Origin of the sequence: Acetobacter oryzoeni, assembly GCF_004014775.2 — a bacterium.
GTDB lineage: Bacteria > Pseudomonadota > Alphaproteobacteria > Acetobacterales > Acetobacteraceae > Acetobacter > Acetobacter oryzoeni.
The window spans coordinates 1,969,967-1,986,179 of sequence record NZ_CP042808.1; the positions used below are offsets into that span (position 1 = coordinate 1,969,967).

Annotated in this window: 13 protein-coding genes and 1 tRNA gene; 4 read left to right on the forward strand and 10 right to left on the reverse strand. The window is 52.1% G+C overall.

Going from position 1 to position 16,213, the window contains the following annotated elements; genetic code table 11:
• Position 1 precedes the first annotated feature (1 nt).
• A complete protein-coding gene (locus tag EOV40_RS09040) occupies positions 2 to 775 on the forward strand; it encodes an arginyltransferase (RefSeq protein WP_128105718.1) in 774 nt (257 codons plus the stop codon).
• Positions 776 to 785: 10 nt separating this feature from the next.
• Here the strand turns inward: EOV40_RS09040 and parC are convergent, their stop codons facing one another.
• The 9 genes from parC to dnaE form a co-directional block, all read right to left on the reverse strand.
• Positions 786 to 2,990: a DNA topoisomerase IV subunit A gene (parC, locus tag EOV40_RS09045; RefSeq protein WP_128105719.1), complete on the reverse strand. Its 2,205-nt coding sequence runs from the start codon at positions 2,988 to 2,990 to the stop codon at positions 786 to 788.
• Between the two features lie 78 nt (positions 2,991 to 3,068).
• Positions 3,069 to 3,860 carry a DNA repair protein RecO gene (recO, locus tag EOV40_RS09050; protein WP_128105720.1) on the reverse strand — a complete coding sequence of 264 codons (792 nt, stop codon included), beginning with the start codon at positions 3,858 to 3,860 and terminating at the stop codon, positions 3,069 to 3,071.
• A gap of 15 nt (positions 3,861 to 3,875) precedes the next feature.
• Positions 3,876 to 4,781, reverse strand: a complete 906-nt coding sequence (gene tsf / locus EOV40_RS09055; RefSeq protein ID WP_050818334.1) for a translation elongation factor Ts — start codon at positions 4,779 to 4,781, stop codon at positions 3,876 to 3,878.
• A 134-nt stretch (positions 4,782 to 4,915) separates the two neighbouring features.
• On the reverse strand, positions 4,916 to 5,722 hold the full coding sequence (gene rpsB / locus EOV40_RS09060; RefSeq protein WP_050818335.1) for a 30S ribosomal protein S2: 807 nt from the start codon (positions 5,720 to 5,722) through the stop codon (positions 4,916 to 4,918).
• Positions 5,723 to 5,888: 166 nt separating this feature from the next.
• Positions 5,889 to 7,016 carry an aromatic ring-hydroxylating oxygenase subunit alpha gene (locus EOV40_RS09065; RefSeq protein WP_050818336.1) on the reverse strand — a complete coding sequence of 376 codons (1,128 nt, stop codon included), beginning with the start codon at positions 7,014 to 7,016 and terminating at the stop codon, positions 5,889 to 5,891.
• A 309-nt stretch (positions 7,017 to 7,325) separates the two neighbouring features.
• Complete coding sequence (locus EOV40_RS09075; protein ID WP_128105721.1) at positions 7,326 to 7,721, reverse strand: hypothetical protein; 396 nt, start codon at positions 7,719 to 7,721, stop codon at positions 7,326 to 7,328.
• A gap of 71 nt (positions 7,722 to 7,792) precedes the next feature.
• On the reverse strand, positions 7,793 to 8,593 hold the full coding sequence (locus EOV40_RS09080; RefSeq protein WP_128105722.1) for an aminotransferase class IV: 801 nt from the start codon (positions 8,591 to 8,593) through the stop codon (positions 7,793 to 7,795).
• Positions 8,590 to 9,975, reverse strand: coding sequence for an anthranilate synthase component I family protein (locus EOV40_RS09085; RefSeq protein ID WP_128105723.1), 1,386 nt, complete (start codon positions 9,973 to 9,975; stop codon positions 8,590 to 8,592). The genes EOV40_RS09080 and EOV40_RS09085 overlap by 4 nt, the downstream gene beginning before the upstream one ends.
• A gap of 2 nt (positions 9,976 to 9,977) precedes the next feature.
• The gene (gene dnaE / locus EOV40_RS09090) at positions 9,978 to 13,397 is read right to left on the reverse strand and encodes a DNA polymerase III subunit alpha (RefSeq protein WP_128105724.1); all 3,420 of its coding nucleotides are present in this window, start codon (positions 13,395 to 13,397) and stop codon (positions 9,978 to 9,980) included.
• Between the two features lie 205 nt (positions 13,398 to 13,602).
• Between dnaE and panC the strand changes: the two genes are divergently transcribed.
• Together panC and EOV40_RS09100 are read left to right on the forward strand one after the other, a co-directional pair.
• Complete coding sequence (panC, locus tag EOV40_RS09095; protein WP_128105725.1) at positions 13,603 to 14,442, forward strand: pantoate--beta-alanine ligase; 840 nt, start codon at positions 13,603 to 13,605, stop codon at positions 14,440 to 14,442.
• 45 nt (positions 14,443 to 14,487) lie between these two features.
• A complete protein-coding gene (locus EOV40_RS09100) occupies positions 14,488 to 14,844 on the forward strand; it encodes a RidA family protein (protein WP_128105726.1) in 357 nt (118 codons plus the stop codon).
• Positions 14,845 to 14,955: 111 nt separating this feature from the next.
• On the opposite strand, the gene EOV40_RS09105 is transcribed toward EOV40_RS09100, so the two are convergent.
• Positions 14,956 to 15,031 (reverse strand) — tRNA-Asn (locus tag EOV40_RS09105).
• 121 nt (positions 15,032 to 15,152) lie between these two features.
• On the opposite strand from EOV40_RS09105, the gene EOV40_RS09110 reads away from it, so the two are divergent.
• Positions 15,153 to 16,187 (forward strand): ABC transporter substrate-binding protein, encoded by a 1,035-nt coding sequence (locus tag EOV40_RS09110; RefSeq protein ID WP_128105727.1) that lies wholly within the window; start codon positions 15,153 to 15,155, stop codon positions 16,185 to 16,187.
• Positions 16,188 to 16,213 lie beyond the last annotated feature (26 nt).

Sequence of the window (16,213 nt, forward strand, 5' to 3'; positions counted from 1 at the left end):
CATGACGTCATCGCAAGACAGGCCACACTTCTTCTATACCGCTCCCCCCGGTGCCTGTCCGTATCTGCCCAACCGTATTGAACGTAAAATACTGGTGGATCTGGCAACTCCAGAGGCCAATTTCCTACATAGCCGCCTTTCACATGCAGGTTTCAGGCGTAGCCATACCTTGGCTTATGCGCCTATTTGCGATGGCTGCTCTGCCTGTATTCCCATTCGCTTGCCTGTCAGGCGCCTTACACCTAATCGAACACAAAAACGCGCCGTACGGCGCAATGCAGACCTTACGCGCAGCCTCCTGCCCCCCACAGCAACAGATGAGCAATACGCGCTTTTCCGAAGGTATCTGGACAGCCGCCATTCAGATGGTGAAATGGCAGGCATGTCCATGCATGATTACCGAATTATGGTGGAAGAAACGCCTGTAGATACACGGCTTATAGAGTTTCGAACGCCAGATTCCACATTAATGGCTGCCAGCCTGATTGATGTTCTGGAAGATGGGCTTTCTGCCGTTTACAGCTTTTATGAACCAGACTGTCCACAGCGTTCGCTTGGCAGTTTTGCCATTCTTTCCTTGGCTGAATTGGCAGTGCAAATGGAGCTGCCATATCTGTATCTGGGATATTGGGTACCAGGCAGCCCCAAAATGGCGTATAAAGAACGCTTCCAGCCCGCAGAAATTCTGCGCCACGGCACATGGCAAAAATTGGATCTCAACCAGCCCCCTCAAACAGAAAGGGCCCATCCGTTTCCGGAAGGCCCTCTGTTTTAAACGGCTACGCTTAAGCTTTTTTAGCAGCCCAAGGCGGCGCAATCTTGCCAACTGCGGCACGACGGCTGACCCAATCCTGCAAATCAGCAAACTGACGCACACGCGCAGTGCCCGGCCAGAGCAATCCATCCGCCGCAGTAAACACCACAGCCTGACGTAATCCTCCATCTGAGTATTTTTGCAGAGCAACACCGAGGCCTCGTGTCATGACGGGCAACTGCTCCAATGGGAAAATCAGGAACCGCCGGTTATCCCCTACAACAGCGACGTGGTCTCCCTCTGCTGGCACGCATACACGGGCAAACTCACCTTCCTTCAGGTTCAGAACCTGCCGGCCAGAGCGTTTTTCCGCCACCAAAGTTTCATCATCCACGAGCATGCCGCGCCCAGCGCTTGAGGCCACCAAGCGGCGTTTTCCATCTTCTATGGGGAAAACGGCCAGAAGATCCTCATCATTGGAAAGATCAATCAACAGGCGAATAGGCTGCCCATCTCCACGGCCTCGTGGCAGGTCCGCCCCTTTTACGGTATAGGCGCGCCCATCTGTTGCAAAGAAACACAACCGATCTGTAGTCTGGCAAGGAATGGCCAGCTTAAGGGCATCTCCTTCCTTAAACTTCTGGTTTTCCAGATCAACATTGTGGCCCTTAACCGCACGCACCCAGCCTTTTTGAGAAAGGATCATGGTGAGCGGTTCACGCTCCACTTCTTCCACCACGGAAATATCAACCGGCTTGGGCGCAGAAAGAATGGTGCTTCTACGCTCACCCAAACGGCCTTTTCCAAAGGCCTTGATCATACCGGTCAGTTCGCGCTCGATTGTTTTCCAGCGCTGTTTTTCGCTATCAAGCAACGCCATCAATGCTGCTTTCTCAGCAGAAAGTGCGTCATGCTCCTTGCGAATTTCCATTTCCTCAAGCCGGCGCAAACTCCGCAACCGCATGTTGAGCACGGATTCTGCCTGCAAGTCTGTCAGCTTGAACGTGGCTATCAAGCTGGCCTTGGCATCATCCTCTTCACGGATAATGCGGATAACCTCATCCAGATTCAGGTAGACAGCCAGAAAACCCGAAAGAATTTCCAGCCGCCGCTCTACAGCTGTCAGTCTATGGCGGCTGCGGCGTTCCAGCACCTCATGCCGATGGTCCAGCCATGCCTGAATAACCTGTTTAAGCCCCATGACACCAGGTGAGCGATCCGCCCCCAGCACATTCATGTTCAGGCCAAAGCGGCTTTCCAGCGGTGTGGCACGGAACAGCGTTTCCATCAGCACTTCTGGTTCTATGCCACGTGTTTTAGGCTCTAGAATCAGGCGGATTTCATCCGTACTTTCATCACGGATATCCCCCAGCAGAGGCAGTTTTTTCTGGTCCAGCAAATCCGCAATCTGCTCAATCAGGCGCGATTTCTGCACCTGATACGGAATTTGCGTCACCACAATATGCCATGTGCCAAAACGGCCTTGCTCAACCTCCCACCGCGCACGCATCCTAAAGCTACCGCGCCCGGTTTCGTACGCCTGCAAAATGGCATCCGAATCTTCAACAATCAGACCACCGGTTGGAAAATCCGGCCCCGGCATAAGCTCTAGCAGCTCCTGCGTGGTAGCCGAGGGCTTGCACACCAGCAGGGCAGCAGCAGCGCATACTTCTGCCGCATTATGGGGTGGAATGCTGGTTGCCATACCCACAGCAATACCTGCCGCACCATTGGCAAGCAGATTGGGGAAGGCCGATGGCAGAACAACGGGTTCCTGCTCCTCACCATCATAGGTGGGGCGGAAATCTACGGCATCATCTTCAATGCCATCCAACAGGGCCACGGCAACTTCTGTCAGACGGGCTTCCGTGTACCGCATGGCGGCCGGGTTATCACCATCAACAGAACCGAAGTTCCCCTGCCCTTCTACCAGCGGGTACCGTGCGGCAAAATCCTGCGCCAACCGCACCAGAGCTTCGTACACCGAAGCATCACCATGCGGGTGAAACTTACCGATAACATCACCCACCACGCGGGCGCATTTTTTGAAGCCGGAAGCCGGATCTAGCCGGAGCTGATGCATGGCATAAACCAAGCGCCTGTGCACCGGCTTAAGCCCATCCCGCACATCCGGCAAAGAGCGGGACATGATGGTGGAAAGCGCATAGGCCAGATAACGCTCACTCAGCGCCTCCGCCAGTTTTGTTTCCTCAATATGTCCTGCGGTTTCGCTCATCTGCCATCCCTGGAAAGCTGTGCATGATCCATTAGAAACAAGACATACAGCCCTCGTATCGGTTGTGCCAGTCTTGCGCTACTCGGTTATTGGTGTTTGGTCTGCCAGAACACGCATTTCCAGCCTGTCATACAGCCGTTGGCGTGCTGCAGGTAACGGTAAATGGCGTTGGCCAAAGGCATCCCGCGCCAGAAAGTGGCCTGTTAAGCGCAAACCTTCCAGCCAATCTGCCGCATTACCGGTTTGTTCTGTATCCCGCAAAAAAGATGGAAGCGGCAAGAGCCGATCTTTCCATTCTCCCGCACCTTCTTCGCTAACTGCGCGGCCTGTACGTGGTGAAACATAATGCAAATTTTCTGTGCTACCGGTAACGGCACAAGCTGATAGATCCAGCCCAAAGCCTAACGTTGCCAGCAATGCCATTTCCCACCGCACAACGTGGGGCATACCTTCACGTTCTGCAACAACAGGATCATACCCCAAAAAGGTAAGCAAACGCACTGTTTCTGCAAAAAGGAACGGGCAAGGATCAGCTTCTGGCAAGGTTACATCTGCCAATACGCAAACTGATTGCACCATGCTTAACGCTAACGGAGCATCCAGCAGACGTGCGGCACAGGCGTAAAGTAATTCACCTGAAATTTGTAATAATGCAGCAGCGCTGCGTTTATGAAGGCTTGTTTTAACAACATTGCCCGGCTGCCACAGGGCGCGGCCTGCTTTACTGGCTCCGCCATAGGCAATGCCCCTTAGGGGACCGTAATCTTCTGTAAGAACATGCACGCGTGCACTGGTTTCACCCTGCACACCCGCAAAAAGCACAAGGGCGGGAGCCTCCTTTTGATAGGAAGTCCCGCCCTTGTCCGTCATTCGGAAAGCCCGACCTTAGACGCCAGCAACCTTTGCAACTTCAGCTGCAAAGTCATCAGCTTCTTTTTCAATGCCTTCACCCAGCTGGAAGCGGTCAAAGCCAACCAGCTTAACGCCAGCTTTCTTCAGCACGTCTTTCACGCGGGTTTCACCATCATGTACCCATACCTGTTCCAGAAGCACAACTTCTTCGTAGAACTTACGAATACGGCCTTCGACCATCTTTTCGATGATAGCTTCTGGCTTGCCGGAAGCGCGGGACTGTTCGATCAGCACTGCGCGTTCACGTTCAACTTCTGCCGGATCAAGGCTGGAAACATCCAGAGCAGAAGGACGTGTGGCAGCAACATGCATACCAACCTGACGGCCAAGCTGTTCGATAGCTTCATCAGCTGTCGGAGCTTCAACGGCGGCCAGAACACCAATCTTACCCAGACCGGGGCGCAGCGCACCATGCACATAGGTTGCCACAACGCCAGACGGCACAGTGAACACACGAGCCCGGCGCAGGGTCATGTTTTCACCAATGGTCGCAACCAGATGCGTCAGCTCATCAGCAACTGTGCGGCCGGTTTCAAGCGTGGCAGCCTTAATGGCTTCCAGATCTTCACCAACCTTCAGCGCAACTTTAGCAACGGATTCCACAAAGTTCTGGAAGGATTCGTTACGAGCCACAAAGTCGGTTTCGGCATTCACTTCAACCATCGCAGCCACTTTGTCTGCAGAAGCAACGCCTACCAGACCTTCAGCAGCAACACGGCCAGATTTTTTTGCCGCAGCAGCAAGACCCTTGGTGCGCAGCCAATCAATAGCGGCTTCAATATCACCGTTGGCTTCGTTCAGTGCTTTTTTGCAGTCCATCATGCCTGCGCCGGTTTTTTCGCGCAGATCCTTGACCAGTGCAGCTGTAATTGCCGCCATAATTCCATACTCCTTGAAAAACCCGAACGCGCCCACTCAGGGGCGCGAACCGGAATATTCCATGGCCTGCCAATGCAGGCATTCATGCAGGAAAAAACAGCCCGGCATGATAACCGGGCTGTTTGTGTATTCCGTTAGCTTGCAGCCGGTGCTGGAGCTTCTGCTGCAGGGGCAGCAGCTGCCGGAGCAGCTTCAAGAGCAGGCTCAACAGGCAGTTCTTCAGCAGCGCCGATATCCTGACCGGAAGCACCCAGTTCTGCGGAAATACCGTCCAGAACTGCGGAAGAAACCAGATCACAATACAGGCCGATAGCGCGGATGGCATCATCGTTACCCGGGATCGGGAAGGTTACGCCACGCGGATCGGAGTTGCTGTCCAGAATGGCCACAACCGGGATACCCAGCTTGTTGGCTTCTTCAATAGCCAGCTTTTCCTTATTGGTGTCGATCACGAACAGGATGTCCGGCAGGCCACCCATTTCCTTGATCCCGCCCAAAGAGCGTTCCAGCTTGTCGCGCTGGCGGGTCATGTCCAGAATTTCTTTCTTGGTCAGACCAGCTGTTGCGCCGTCCAGCGTTTCTTCAATGCCACGCAGGCGCTTGATGGAGCCCTGAATGGTCTTCCAGTTTGTCAGCATACCGCCGAGCCAGCGGTGGTTGACGTAATACTGACCGCAGCGACGTGCAGCTTCTGCGATCGGATCCTGCGCAGCACGCTTGGTGCCAACAAACAGAACGCGGCCACCACCGGCAACAGTGTTGCGGATAGCCTGCAGAGCGCGATCAAGCAGGCCAACGGTCTGCTGCAGATCAATGATATGAACCTGGTTGCGCACACCGAACAGGTATGGCGCCATGCGCGGGTTCCAGCGACGGGTGTGGTGACCAAAGTGAACACCAGCTTCCAGAAGCTGACGAAGGGTAAAATCAGGCATCGCCATAAGCGTATTCCTACCTTTCTGGTTATTCCTCCGCGAGGGGTTACCCTGCCAGACAGACAGAGCACCAGATGGTGTTTTCCTCGCGTGCGTTATGCTCCCGGCCTTGACCGAGCGCGGCTCTTATGGCCGTTTTTTTGCGCCCGGACAAGACAAAAAACACTGTTTATTAAGCTGCGTCTTCTGATTGGGAGGCTGTTTCCACCGGATGCGCGTATTTGTTGGGCACACCGCTACGTGCCAGCAGAGCACGAAGTGACTTTACAACTGGGAACACTTCAACGTTGTGGTCCCCACCCAGTTCGCGCCATGCATTCTGTTCCATTTCCACAATTTCACGATCTTCTTCAAAGATGCGGTGTGTAAAAATACCCAGTGCAGGCCATGCCAGATTGAGCAAGAAGTTCCATTTGGGTTTTTTAACAGAAAGCAGACCAAATGCCTGTGTAACCTGCTGCGTTTCGCCCAGCGGCACATAGGATGTCCACAGATCCATAATCAGATCACCATCCTTATCGTGGATCTGCAGAGTCTGATATGGATAGGTCGTGCGGATGGACACAACTTCTTCAACCGGCTGTTCGCGGCCTTCAAAATCATGGTGTTTGCCAAAAATCAGGGCTTCTGCAAGCGGCTGATTGCCACCTTTACGGGCAAAGCTGTAGCGTGCTTCCAGGAAGTCATCACCCTTGTCCTGCCCCAAAAAACGGGCCGTGATGGAACCCATCTGCCGGCGGTGCAGGAACTGATGGTTCATGTCCATCAGGTTTTCATGCATGAAGGTATAGTGGCATTTCAGGCGTGGGCTGAACATGCGGGTTTTGTATTCCGGGTTACCCACTTGCGCCACATCAGGCACGGGAACCTTATCTGCCAAAGCCGGATCACCGGGAAAGATAAAGATCAGGCCGCTTTTTTCACGGCAAGGGTAGGATTTAACCGGGCGCCCCACCCCTTCTTTATTCAAATAAGGTACGGTCACGCACTTGCCGGCGCGATCAAATGCCCACCCGTGGTAGCAGCATTTTACGCAGCCCTTATCATCTACAACCCCTTTGCTCAGCGGCACCTGCCGATGTGCGCAACGGTCTTCCAGCGCATAGACAGGCCCATATTCAGGGCGAATAAGTGCAATGGGGTGCCCCGCATAGCGTGCGGCAAATGCTTTGCCGGGGCGCACTTTATGCGACCACGCCACAGGGTACCAGAAATTAGGATCACAATCGATCTGCCGAAGATCATAATGCGGCGTATTCGAACCGTCCGCCTGTTTGCCCTTGGCCTCTTCCACCAGCATGACGTCACCCTTTCAGAATCCAACAAGGCCGATGCAGCAGGAACAACATCACCTTTAAAACATGCCTATGCCCACGTGCTCCCCAGTGCCGAATTACGGAACCATCAGAGCAAACATGGGCGGGGATGACGCCTTCAAGATATTGAAGCTGCTTTTTGCTCAGCCCTGCCGCGCCATCACATAGGTGGGAAGGCTAGCCGATTTTACACGCTGCGCCCAGATGCAAACAGCCAACCAAGCTGTGCACTGGCCGCAACGGTCCTATCCTGCCAAGCCACATGCCTAACAGGATATCTGGTCTTCATTGCATTATTGTGGTGCGTGATTTTCTTGCAAATGCGTAGAAGACGGCTGATTGTTACCGGGGATTGTTTCACTTGGGCTTTCCATAACCCCATTTTTTTTGTCGTGCTGGCTATGGTGCGGATGGTATTCTTTAACCGGGTGGGCTGGGTGTTTTCCATCGTTCGAAGGCGGTTGCGTGCCCGGTTGCTCATCTACCGTGCGCGGATTGCTCCATAGCTTTTTAGATGGATCAACATGCTCACCATTTGGCCCTACCGCTGCCTTTGATGGAGGCTGCCCCTGTTGGGAGGCTGCACCCTCTGCTGTAGGTGGCGTGCCACTATTATCTTGAGCCATAGCCAATGCCGGCATCACGCTTAAAGACGCACCAAGCAGCATGGAAGTGAAAATTTTCTGCATGGGACACTCCTTTGGAATAAAATGATGTATCCCGTTTTCCAACGCCAACAATTTGGAAGAGTTGCAAAATTTTATTTTTCCAGAATATCCCTTATTTTTCGGTAAGATTCTGGATGATATGCAATCTGCTTTCCATCCAAATGCGTCACAACACGCAAGGAAAGACTGTTGGTTAAATAAACACCCTGCGCTTTTACAATATCTGTGTAAGTGACCACGCGCTCCTGCACTACTCCTGCATCCAGCAACAGCCTGCGCGCAATCCCCGGCAAAACACCTTCTGTAACTGGAGGAGTTATCAGCCCTTCTTCTGTTTGCACAACAACATTACTGATTGTACTTTCTGCTATACGCCCCTGCATATTCAGCAAAAAAGCATCATCACACCCTTTACGGTCAGCTTCCTGCCTTGCCACAACTCCAGGCAAATAACTTAACGACTTAATGCGAGAAAGTGGCGAGCGCTCATCCCGTCGCACCAGAGTGCTCACACACATACGCACAGACTGCTCTCTAAAATTGCCCGCAGTTCCTGTTATAAAAACCGTTGGTTTGCAGTGTTCTGGTGGCAACAAACCGCGTGGCGCGACCCCACGTGTGACAGTCAACCGAATAGAACCATTCTCAAACCCTGCTTGTGCCAAAAACTCTTGCACAGCCTGCAAAGCATCGTCTTGTGTTGGCACAGGCATATCCAAAACCCATGCACCATTACAAAGACGCTGATAATGCAATATAAAATGCAAAACCGTTTTGTTTTTAACCCGCAGAGTTTCGAATAACCCGTCTCCTAATGTCACGCCCCGATCCAGAGGGCTGATAGTGGCTTGTTCAGCGGGATATATTTTTCCGTTTAACCAAACAACACTCATTCCTGCCCCCAGAACTTCTGAAACGGCGCAAATTTCAGACGCATTTCTTCATATTCTTTTTCTGGATCAGACAGAATGGTTACACCACCGCCAACACCAATACTCAGGCAATTTTTAAAGCGTTCCAAACTACGGATAATCACGGAGCTATCCATGCTGCCATCTGCCCCAATACAAAACACCGTGCCACAATATGCACCACGAGTTGAGGCTTCCAACTCATCTATAATCTGCATCGCCCGATATTTTGGGGCCCCTGTTACAGACCCCGGCGGCAGGGTTACTTTTAAAAGATCAAAAACATCTTTGTTAGGCAGCAACTTTCCGCGAACCTCTGATACCAGATGATGCACGTGCGGAAACTGCTCCACCTCCAACAAGTCTGGCACATGCATGCTGCCTATTTGCGCCATGCGGCCAATATCATGCCGCATAAGATCAACTATCATCAGGTTTTCGGCGCGTTCTTTTTCATCATGTAGAAGCGTTTTACGCCAAAAAGCATCTTCTTCCGGCGTTTGCCCACGTGGTGCCGTGCCCTTGATAGGCCGCGATGATACACAACCATTCGCGTCCACTTTCAAAAACCTTTCTGGAGAGGCAGAAAGTAACGCAAAATCTGGCCCGCATGACAAATACGCAGCAAAAGGTGCCGGTATTTGTTGCCGCAATGCACGATACACCTCAACACTTGGCAGAGATTCATCTATTTCCGCTGTATGCCGACACGTTATATTCGCCTGAAAAATATCTCCTGCGGCAATATAGTCCCGCGTTTGTGCAATGCTCTGACAATAAGCATGATGGCTTTGATCTGCCACAAACTGCGTGGTTGTAAGTATCTTACATAGCGCAGCATGCTCAGGAAGCTTATTCCACTCACTTATCGACTGCGCTACATGTGCAGAATCTGCAAAGAATTTTGACGTTCCTGCAAGAAACACACGTTTTTCAAAGCGATCCCAAATAAAAGCATGATCATACACGCCCGCTGCCAATAAGGGCGTATTTTGATCTTTATGCCGAGAGAAAACGCCCTCCAGCATCATTCCCGTTTGATAACTGGCAAAGCCAACAAGACCACCCCAGAATGGAATATCTTGCGGGCGCGTTCTATTCGCTCCTTCTTTTAATTCATTATGAAAAACACGCAGGGTTTCAAAAACATGACCAGCTGAAACAAAAGGTTGTTTTGTACCGTCCACTTCTATTTCATAAGGCCAAGCCACCACTGTATGGCATGGCCTATGGCAAAAAATCTGCCATCGGCTCCGATTGTCTATCTTTCCGCCACTATCCAGAAAAGCACACCACGGCTGATTGCCCCATACCGATAAAACGGCATCAGGGTTCTTCCATTGCAATTCCCTTATCTGAACCAATGTCAGACCTGTTCCACCCGTGAAACACCAGAAAGCGTGCGCAGCCTTTGCCCCAACACGGGCGTAACCTTATAGCGTCCACGCAACCGCACTTCTACATCACAACTATCTGCAACACCTGGCAGCAGAACAATCCGTCCTGCCCCGCCCTTTTGTGGTTCCAGAATAGCTTGTAAATCTGGCAAGGCATCTGGCTTTTCCAACCAAACACGCATTTCGCTTTGCCCTTGCGCAGCGGCGGCTTCCAAATCCACAATATCTGTCGCGGTAAGGCGTAGGGCTTCCCCTTCCAGCTTTAAATCAGCTGTTACGAGAATAGCCGTGCCCGCCACCAGAATATCGCGCACACGCGTCAGCACTTCCGAAAAAACAGTTACTTCGCAGCCGCCAGATGCATCGGAAAGGCGTACCCATGCCATTTTGTTACCCGTGCGTGTGGGACGTTCCTTTTTATCCACTACACAGCCAGCAATTTTAACACGCCCGCCGCCAAGCTCCGCCGCAGTTAACAACTGCGATGTGCGCGTAACCCCCAGACGACGCAGTACCGAACCATACGCATCCAGCGGGTGGGCTGTCATATGGAAGCCAATAGCTTCGGCTTCCATCGCCAGACGCTCAAACTCTGGCCAATCATGCCCTTCCACTAACCGCAAGGGCTCAACTTCACCCGGCCCGCCAAACAACCCAATCTGGCCAGAAGCAGCCTCCTGCGCCTGGCTATGGGCCCGCCGCAAGATAACATCTGCTGACCTGAAAACGCGTGCCCGGTTTTTATCAATACATTCAAACGCACCAGCTTTTGCCAGATTTTCCAACTGCATCCGGTTGATGTGCTTCGGGTCAATACGGATTGCAAAATCCGCCAGATTTTTAAAGGGTTTTTCTCCCCTTGCATCTACCAGTGCTTCCATTGCGCCATAGCCAACCTTTTTAATAGCAGCCAGCGCATAACGGATAGCATATGTGCCATCTGGTTGTTTTTCTACCGAGAAATCAGCTTCTGATTTATTGATATTCGGCGGTAGAACAGCAATGTGCATGCGCTCTGCTTCCTGCCGCAAAGCAGCAAGTTTTTCTGTACGCTCCCGCGCCAGAGACATACAGGCTGCCAAAAAGGCTACTGGGTGGTTAGCCTTCATCCATGCTGTTTGGTAGGAAACAAAAGCGTAAGCTGCAGCATGGGATTTATTAAAACCATAGTCTGCAAACTTGGCCATGAGGTCAAACACCTCAACGGCTTTATCACGGTCAATCCCGCGTTTGGTTGCGCCTTCTGTAAAGATTTCGCGCTGGTGATCCATTTCTGAACGGATCTTTTTACCCATAGCTCGGCGTAGCAAATCTGCGCCACCCAGACTGTAGCCAGCCATTTTCTGGGCAATCTGCATAACCTGTTCCTGATAGACCATAATGCCATAGGTCTCTTCAAGAATATCACGGATTTCCTCGTGCGGGGGTTCCCATGCCTCACCGTGTTTTCTGCGGCAGTAATCGGGAATATTGGCCATTGGGCCGGGGCGATACAGCGCCACAGCAGCAATAAGATCTTCTATTCGGGTGGGGCGCATCTGCTTGAGAACATCGCGCATGCCCGCGCCTTCAAACTGGAACACGCCGGCGGTATCACCCCGCCCCAGCATTTCATACGTTTTGGGGTCATCCAACGGTATGTGGCTGATATCCACATCCTTGCCCATTCGGCGGATAAAATCGACACCCCGTTTGAGAATGGTAAGTGTTGTTAAGCCAAGAAAGTCGAACTTGACGAGGCCTGCCTGCTCAACAAACTTCATGTTATACTGGGTAACCAGCGTATCACTTTTGGGGTCTCGGTACAGCGGCACAAGCTGCACAAGCGGCCGATCCCCAATAACCACACCCGCCGCATGCGTACTGGCATGACGGAAAAGCCCTTCCAGCTGCTGGGCAATTTCCAGCAACCTGCGCAGGGCCTCATCATTATCACGCATTTCCTGCAGCTTAGGCTCGCCTGCAATAGCTTCCTTCAGGGTAACCGGCTTGGCTGGGTTGTTGGGAATAAGCTCTGCCACACGGTTAACCATACCGTATGGCAGGCCCAGCACGCGCCCAACATCGCGCACAGCAGCACGCGCTTGCAGCTTACCGAAGGTAATAATCTGCGCAACGCGATCTGCCCCATATTCACGCCGCACATAGGCAATCACTTCGTCTCGCCGGTCCTGACAGAAATCGATATCAAAGTCAGGCATGGAAACGCGTTCTGGGTTTAGAAAACGTTCGAACAGCAGATTGAACGGAATAGGGTCAATATCCGTAATGGTAAGCGCCCATGCCGCCAAGGACCCCGCACCAGAACCACGGCCCGGCCCAACTGGAATGCCATGCGCCTTGGCCCACTGGATAAAGTCCGCCACGATCATGAAGTAACCGGGGAACCCCATCTTGGAGATAATATCCAGCTCGAAACGTAAACGTTCCTTGTATTTTTCTACGGTTTCGGCATCCAGCTTCATACTGGATATGCGGCGTTCCAACCCTTCCCACGCCATGGCGCGCAGGGTTTCATCTTCTGTCGCGCCTTCTCTTACCTTAGGGCAAACGGGCAGAAGTGGTTTGCGGGTTTCTACTTTAATGGCGCAACGGCGCGCAATTTCTAATGTGTTGTCACACGCATCTGGCAGATCGGCAAAAAGTGCGCGCATCATTTCCGGCGGCTTGAACCAATGTTCCGGCGTAACGCGGAAGCGATCTTTTTCCGCCATGGTGCGCCCTTGGGCAATGCACAACAGAGCATCCTGCGCTTCGTACATTTCTGGCGTAGGAAAAAAGCATTCATTGGTGGCCACCAAAGGCAGCCCGAACCGATCTGCCAATGTGAGCACGCCCGGTTCCACGGCTTTTTCAATAGCCAGACCATGCCGGTGCAATTCTACAATCAGCCTGTCTCCAAATGCCTCATGCACATGGGACAGCCATTTTTCAGCGTCTTCCGTTTGCCCTTCCGCCAGCATCTGGAACAGTGGCCCACGTGTACCACCGGTTAGCAGCAGCAGCCCCTCTGCTTTTTCACACAGCAGGTCTAGCGAGACAAAAGGATCTGCCGGATCTGAGTTCTGAAACCCGGCTGAAGAAAGAAACTGGAGATTGGCCAACCCTGCCTCGTTCTGCGCCAGAAGCACGACAGGCTCAGCTGGAGAGCCGGGTTTGTCATTACGCGCAGGCAGGCCAATCTGGCTGCCAATAATGGGCTGAATACCGCTTTTTGTACAATACTGAGAAAATTCCAACGCCCCGAACAAATTACCTGAATCAGCAATGCCCACAGCAGGCATATGCATTTCCTTCGCCAGCCCCACAATATCGGGCACACGAATGGCCCCCTGGCTGAGCGAATAGGCAGAATGAACACGAAGGTGGACGAAATCAGCGTAAGACATGCGCCTTTATAGCACAGACTTGGGCCTTTTCACTCTGCCTAAAAGCTCTGTTTTGGCTTGCCTGGATATGCATGAAAGAGACCCTCCCCAGAAGGCTTTCTGGTCAGTTCTGGCAGTAAGACAGTTTCAACGATACATTGCAGCCCAACAAAGCTTGGCGCTGTGTTCCGGCTTGCAAAATTACTGACCGTTCAGGACTTCCATTATGCAGATTATAAAAACCAAAGCAGAACTGGCCGCTTTAAGTTCCAGTTGGCAGAAAGAGGGTCAAACTATTGGATTTGTGCCAACTATGGGTGCACTTCATGCAGGCCATCTTTCACTCATCAACGCGCTGGATGGCAAAGCCTCTCGTCGGATTGTATCCATTTTTGTAAACCCCATTCAATTCAATAACACCAGTGATTTCCAGCATTACCCACGTGGGCTGGAAGACGATGCCTCCTTGTTGCGCAAGACTGGCAAAGTGGATGTGCTTTATGCGCCGGATGAAAGCCAGATGTACCCACCCGGCTTTGCAACTCGCATAAGTGTTTCCGGGCTGGACAACATGCTGTGTGGAGGAGACAGACCCGGCCATTTTGATGGCGTTGCCACAGTGGTCACCAAGCTGTTTTTACAAACACGCGCCAATATCGCGGCTTTTGGTGAAAAAGACTATCAGCAGCTCTGCCTCATCAAACGCATGGTGCAGGATCTGGATTTACCAGTGGATATACTGCCCGTGCCGACCTTGCGGGAAACAGACGGGCTGGCGCTTTCATCCCGCAACCGCAGGCTTACTCCAGAACAACGCCAACAGGCCGCTCTGCTGCCCCAAGCCTTGGCAGCATGCCTTGCAGCCATGAAGAATGGTACAAGCGTAGAAAGCAGCTTAGACACATGCCGTGAGACATTGAAGAAAGCGGGCTTTTACGTCCATTATCTGGAACTCCGCCATGCGGAAAATCTGGCACCCGCCCCTATTGCAGGCAAAGGTACGCGCCTGTTTGTGGCTGCCAGCCTAGGGAGCATTCGGCTTATTGATAATATGCCGTTTGCCTAACACTTTCCTCAAGACTCTATTCACAACAGCAAAGAGCCCAAAATCATGAGCATTAAACGTCTTGCCCCTGAAGAACGTCTGACAGGCGCCGTTGTTCATAATGGCCTGGTTTATCTAGCCGGCCAGATTGCCGACGATTCCTCGTTGGATGCTGAAGGCCAAATGGCTGATATTCTACGGCAAGTAGATGCCTTATTGGCTGAAGCAGGCACAGATAAAAGCCATCTTATTTCTGTTCAGATCTTTTTGGCTGACATGAATGATATGGCTGGCATGAACCGTGCATGGGATGCGTGGCTAGACAGAAACAACAAACCAGCCCGCGCAACGGTAGAAGCCAAACTGGCTGACCCCACATGGAAAGTGGAATTAACCGGTATTGCCGCATTGCCTCAGCCGTAATTGTGTTTAGGTGGGCAGTTGTTTTAACAGCTGCTCACAACACAAGCCTACACGCAAAACAAATGCTCTAAGGCATTGCTGCATTTTATAAATTTTAGAAGGAAATAAGGCTGGCTCCCGAAGTAGGACTCGAACCTACGACCCAGCGATTAACAGTCGCTTGCTCTACCAACTGAGCTATTCGGGACCAGCGAGGGAGCATATAGCTAACCTAAATCGCGCCGTAAACCCCCTTTTTTATTTTTTTTCATATTCCCTCCATCACTCATAAAGCGACAGACACAGCAAGACATAGTAAACCTACAAAAATGAGCGCCCAAGGTCCTTCCCAAACACGTCGTAACCTCCTGCTTGCTGGCATGGGCGGTATTGCCGCCATTGGTGGAGGAACCTTTCTGGCAACACGTGGCAAACATCATCCACACAAACAGCCAGATGGCACTTATCGGCAGATCAAAATAGGTTGGCCCAATTCTGGATCGGCACCCGTATTGGCTGTCGCCGCGCAAAAAGGGTTTTTTGCGCATTATAGCCTGGATGTAGATTTACCCTTTGCCACCATTAATGGAGAAGACACCATTAATGCACTGGCCAGAGGTGACATTCCCTACGCCGTAGCCCCTGCCCTTACGTGGCTCAGGCATCTTTATGCAGGGCTTAATGCGCAACTGCTGATTGGTGTGCAGCCCGGCAACTTCCGCCTGCTCGTGCGCCGCAGTAGCCATATTACACGGCTGGACCAGCTTATGGGCCACACAGTAGCCGTTATGGACCAGAACGCGGCAGATAAGCTGTTTTTTGCCATCATGATGCGTCGGAAGGGATTGGACGCCATGAACCGCATCAACTGGCTGGACTTGCCGCTCCCGCAAATTGATGATGCCGCACGCAACCAAAGAATTGATGCTGTTGTCGCGCATGATTATCAGGCTTGGTGGCTGCTCCAATCATTCCCTGATCTGTTTATTGAACTGGCTGGCAGCAACACAGGCCATTATGCCGAGCGCACAAGCATGGTGCTTGGTGCCTCCAGCTCTGTGCTACAGGATGACCCGGATGCAGCCATTGCCCTTGTGCTGGCCCTGCGTGATGCCGCCCGATGGACAGACACCCACCGCGATGATGCCGCAACCCTGATTGCCCCGGATGTTTCGGATCTTTCTGCTGCCAGCATACGCGCAATGCTACACAGCGAACCAGCTATCCGGCCTGTTATTGGTAAATCATTACGCGATCAACTGGCGCAGTATTGTGATGAACTGCAACTGGTAGGGCTGCTACCCGAAACGGAAGACAGCACGGCACTTGCTCACCATTACGCCCGCAACGTTTTAAAAGAATAATAAAAACGCAGGACTTAGTCTCAAAT

Excerpts from the sequence above, each read along its gene's own strand:
- parC (WP_128105719.1), bottom strand. The coding sequence starts at position 2,990 with ATGAGCGAAACCGCAGGACATATTGAGGAAACAAAACTGGCGGAGGCG.
- rpsB (WP_050818335.1), bottom strand. The coding sequence starts at position 5,722 with ATGGCGATGCCTGATTTTACCCTTCGTCAGCTTCTGGAAGCTGGTGTT.
- EOV40_RS09075 (WP_128105721.1), bottom strand. The coding sequence starts at position 7,721 with ATGCAGAAAATTTTCACTTCCATGCTGCTTGGTGCGTCTTTAAGCGTG.
- recO (WP_128105720.1), bottom strand. The coding sequence starts at position 3,860 with ATGACGGACAAGGGCGGGACTTCCTATCAAAAGGAGGCTCCCGCCCTT.
- dnaE (WP_128105724.1), bottom strand. The coding sequence starts at position 13,397 with ATGTCTTACGCTGATTTCGTCCACCTTCGTGTTCATTCTGCCTATTCG.
- tsf (WP_050818334.1), bottom strand. The coding sequence starts at position 4,781 with ATGGCGGCAATTACAGCTGCACTGGTCAAGGATCTGCGCGAAAAAACC.
- EOV40_RS09040 (WP_128105718.1), top strand. The coding sequence starts at position 2 with ATGACGTCATCGCAAGACAGGCCACACTTCTTCTATACCGCTCCCCCC.
- EOV40_RS09100 (WP_128105726.1), top strand. The coding sequence starts at position 14,488 with ATGAGCATTAAACGTCTTGCCCCTGAAGAACGTCTGACAGGCGCCGTT.
- panC (WP_128105725.1), top strand. The coding sequence starts at position 13,603 with ATGCAGATTATAAAAACCAAAGCAGAACTGGCCGCTTTAAGTTCCAGT.
- EOV40_RS09065 (WP_050818336.1), bottom strand. The coding sequence starts at position 7,016 with ATGCTGGTGGAAGAGGCCAAGGGCAAACAGGCGGACGGTTCGAATACG.
- EOV40_RS09080 (WP_128105722.1), bottom strand. The coding sequence starts at position 8,593 with ATGAGTGTTGTTTGGTTAAACGGAAAAATATATCCCGCTGAACAAGCC.
- EOV40_RS09110 (WP_128105727.1), top strand. The coding sequence starts at position 15,153 with ATGAGCGCCCAAGGTCCTTCCCAAACACGTCGTAACCTCCTGCTTGCT.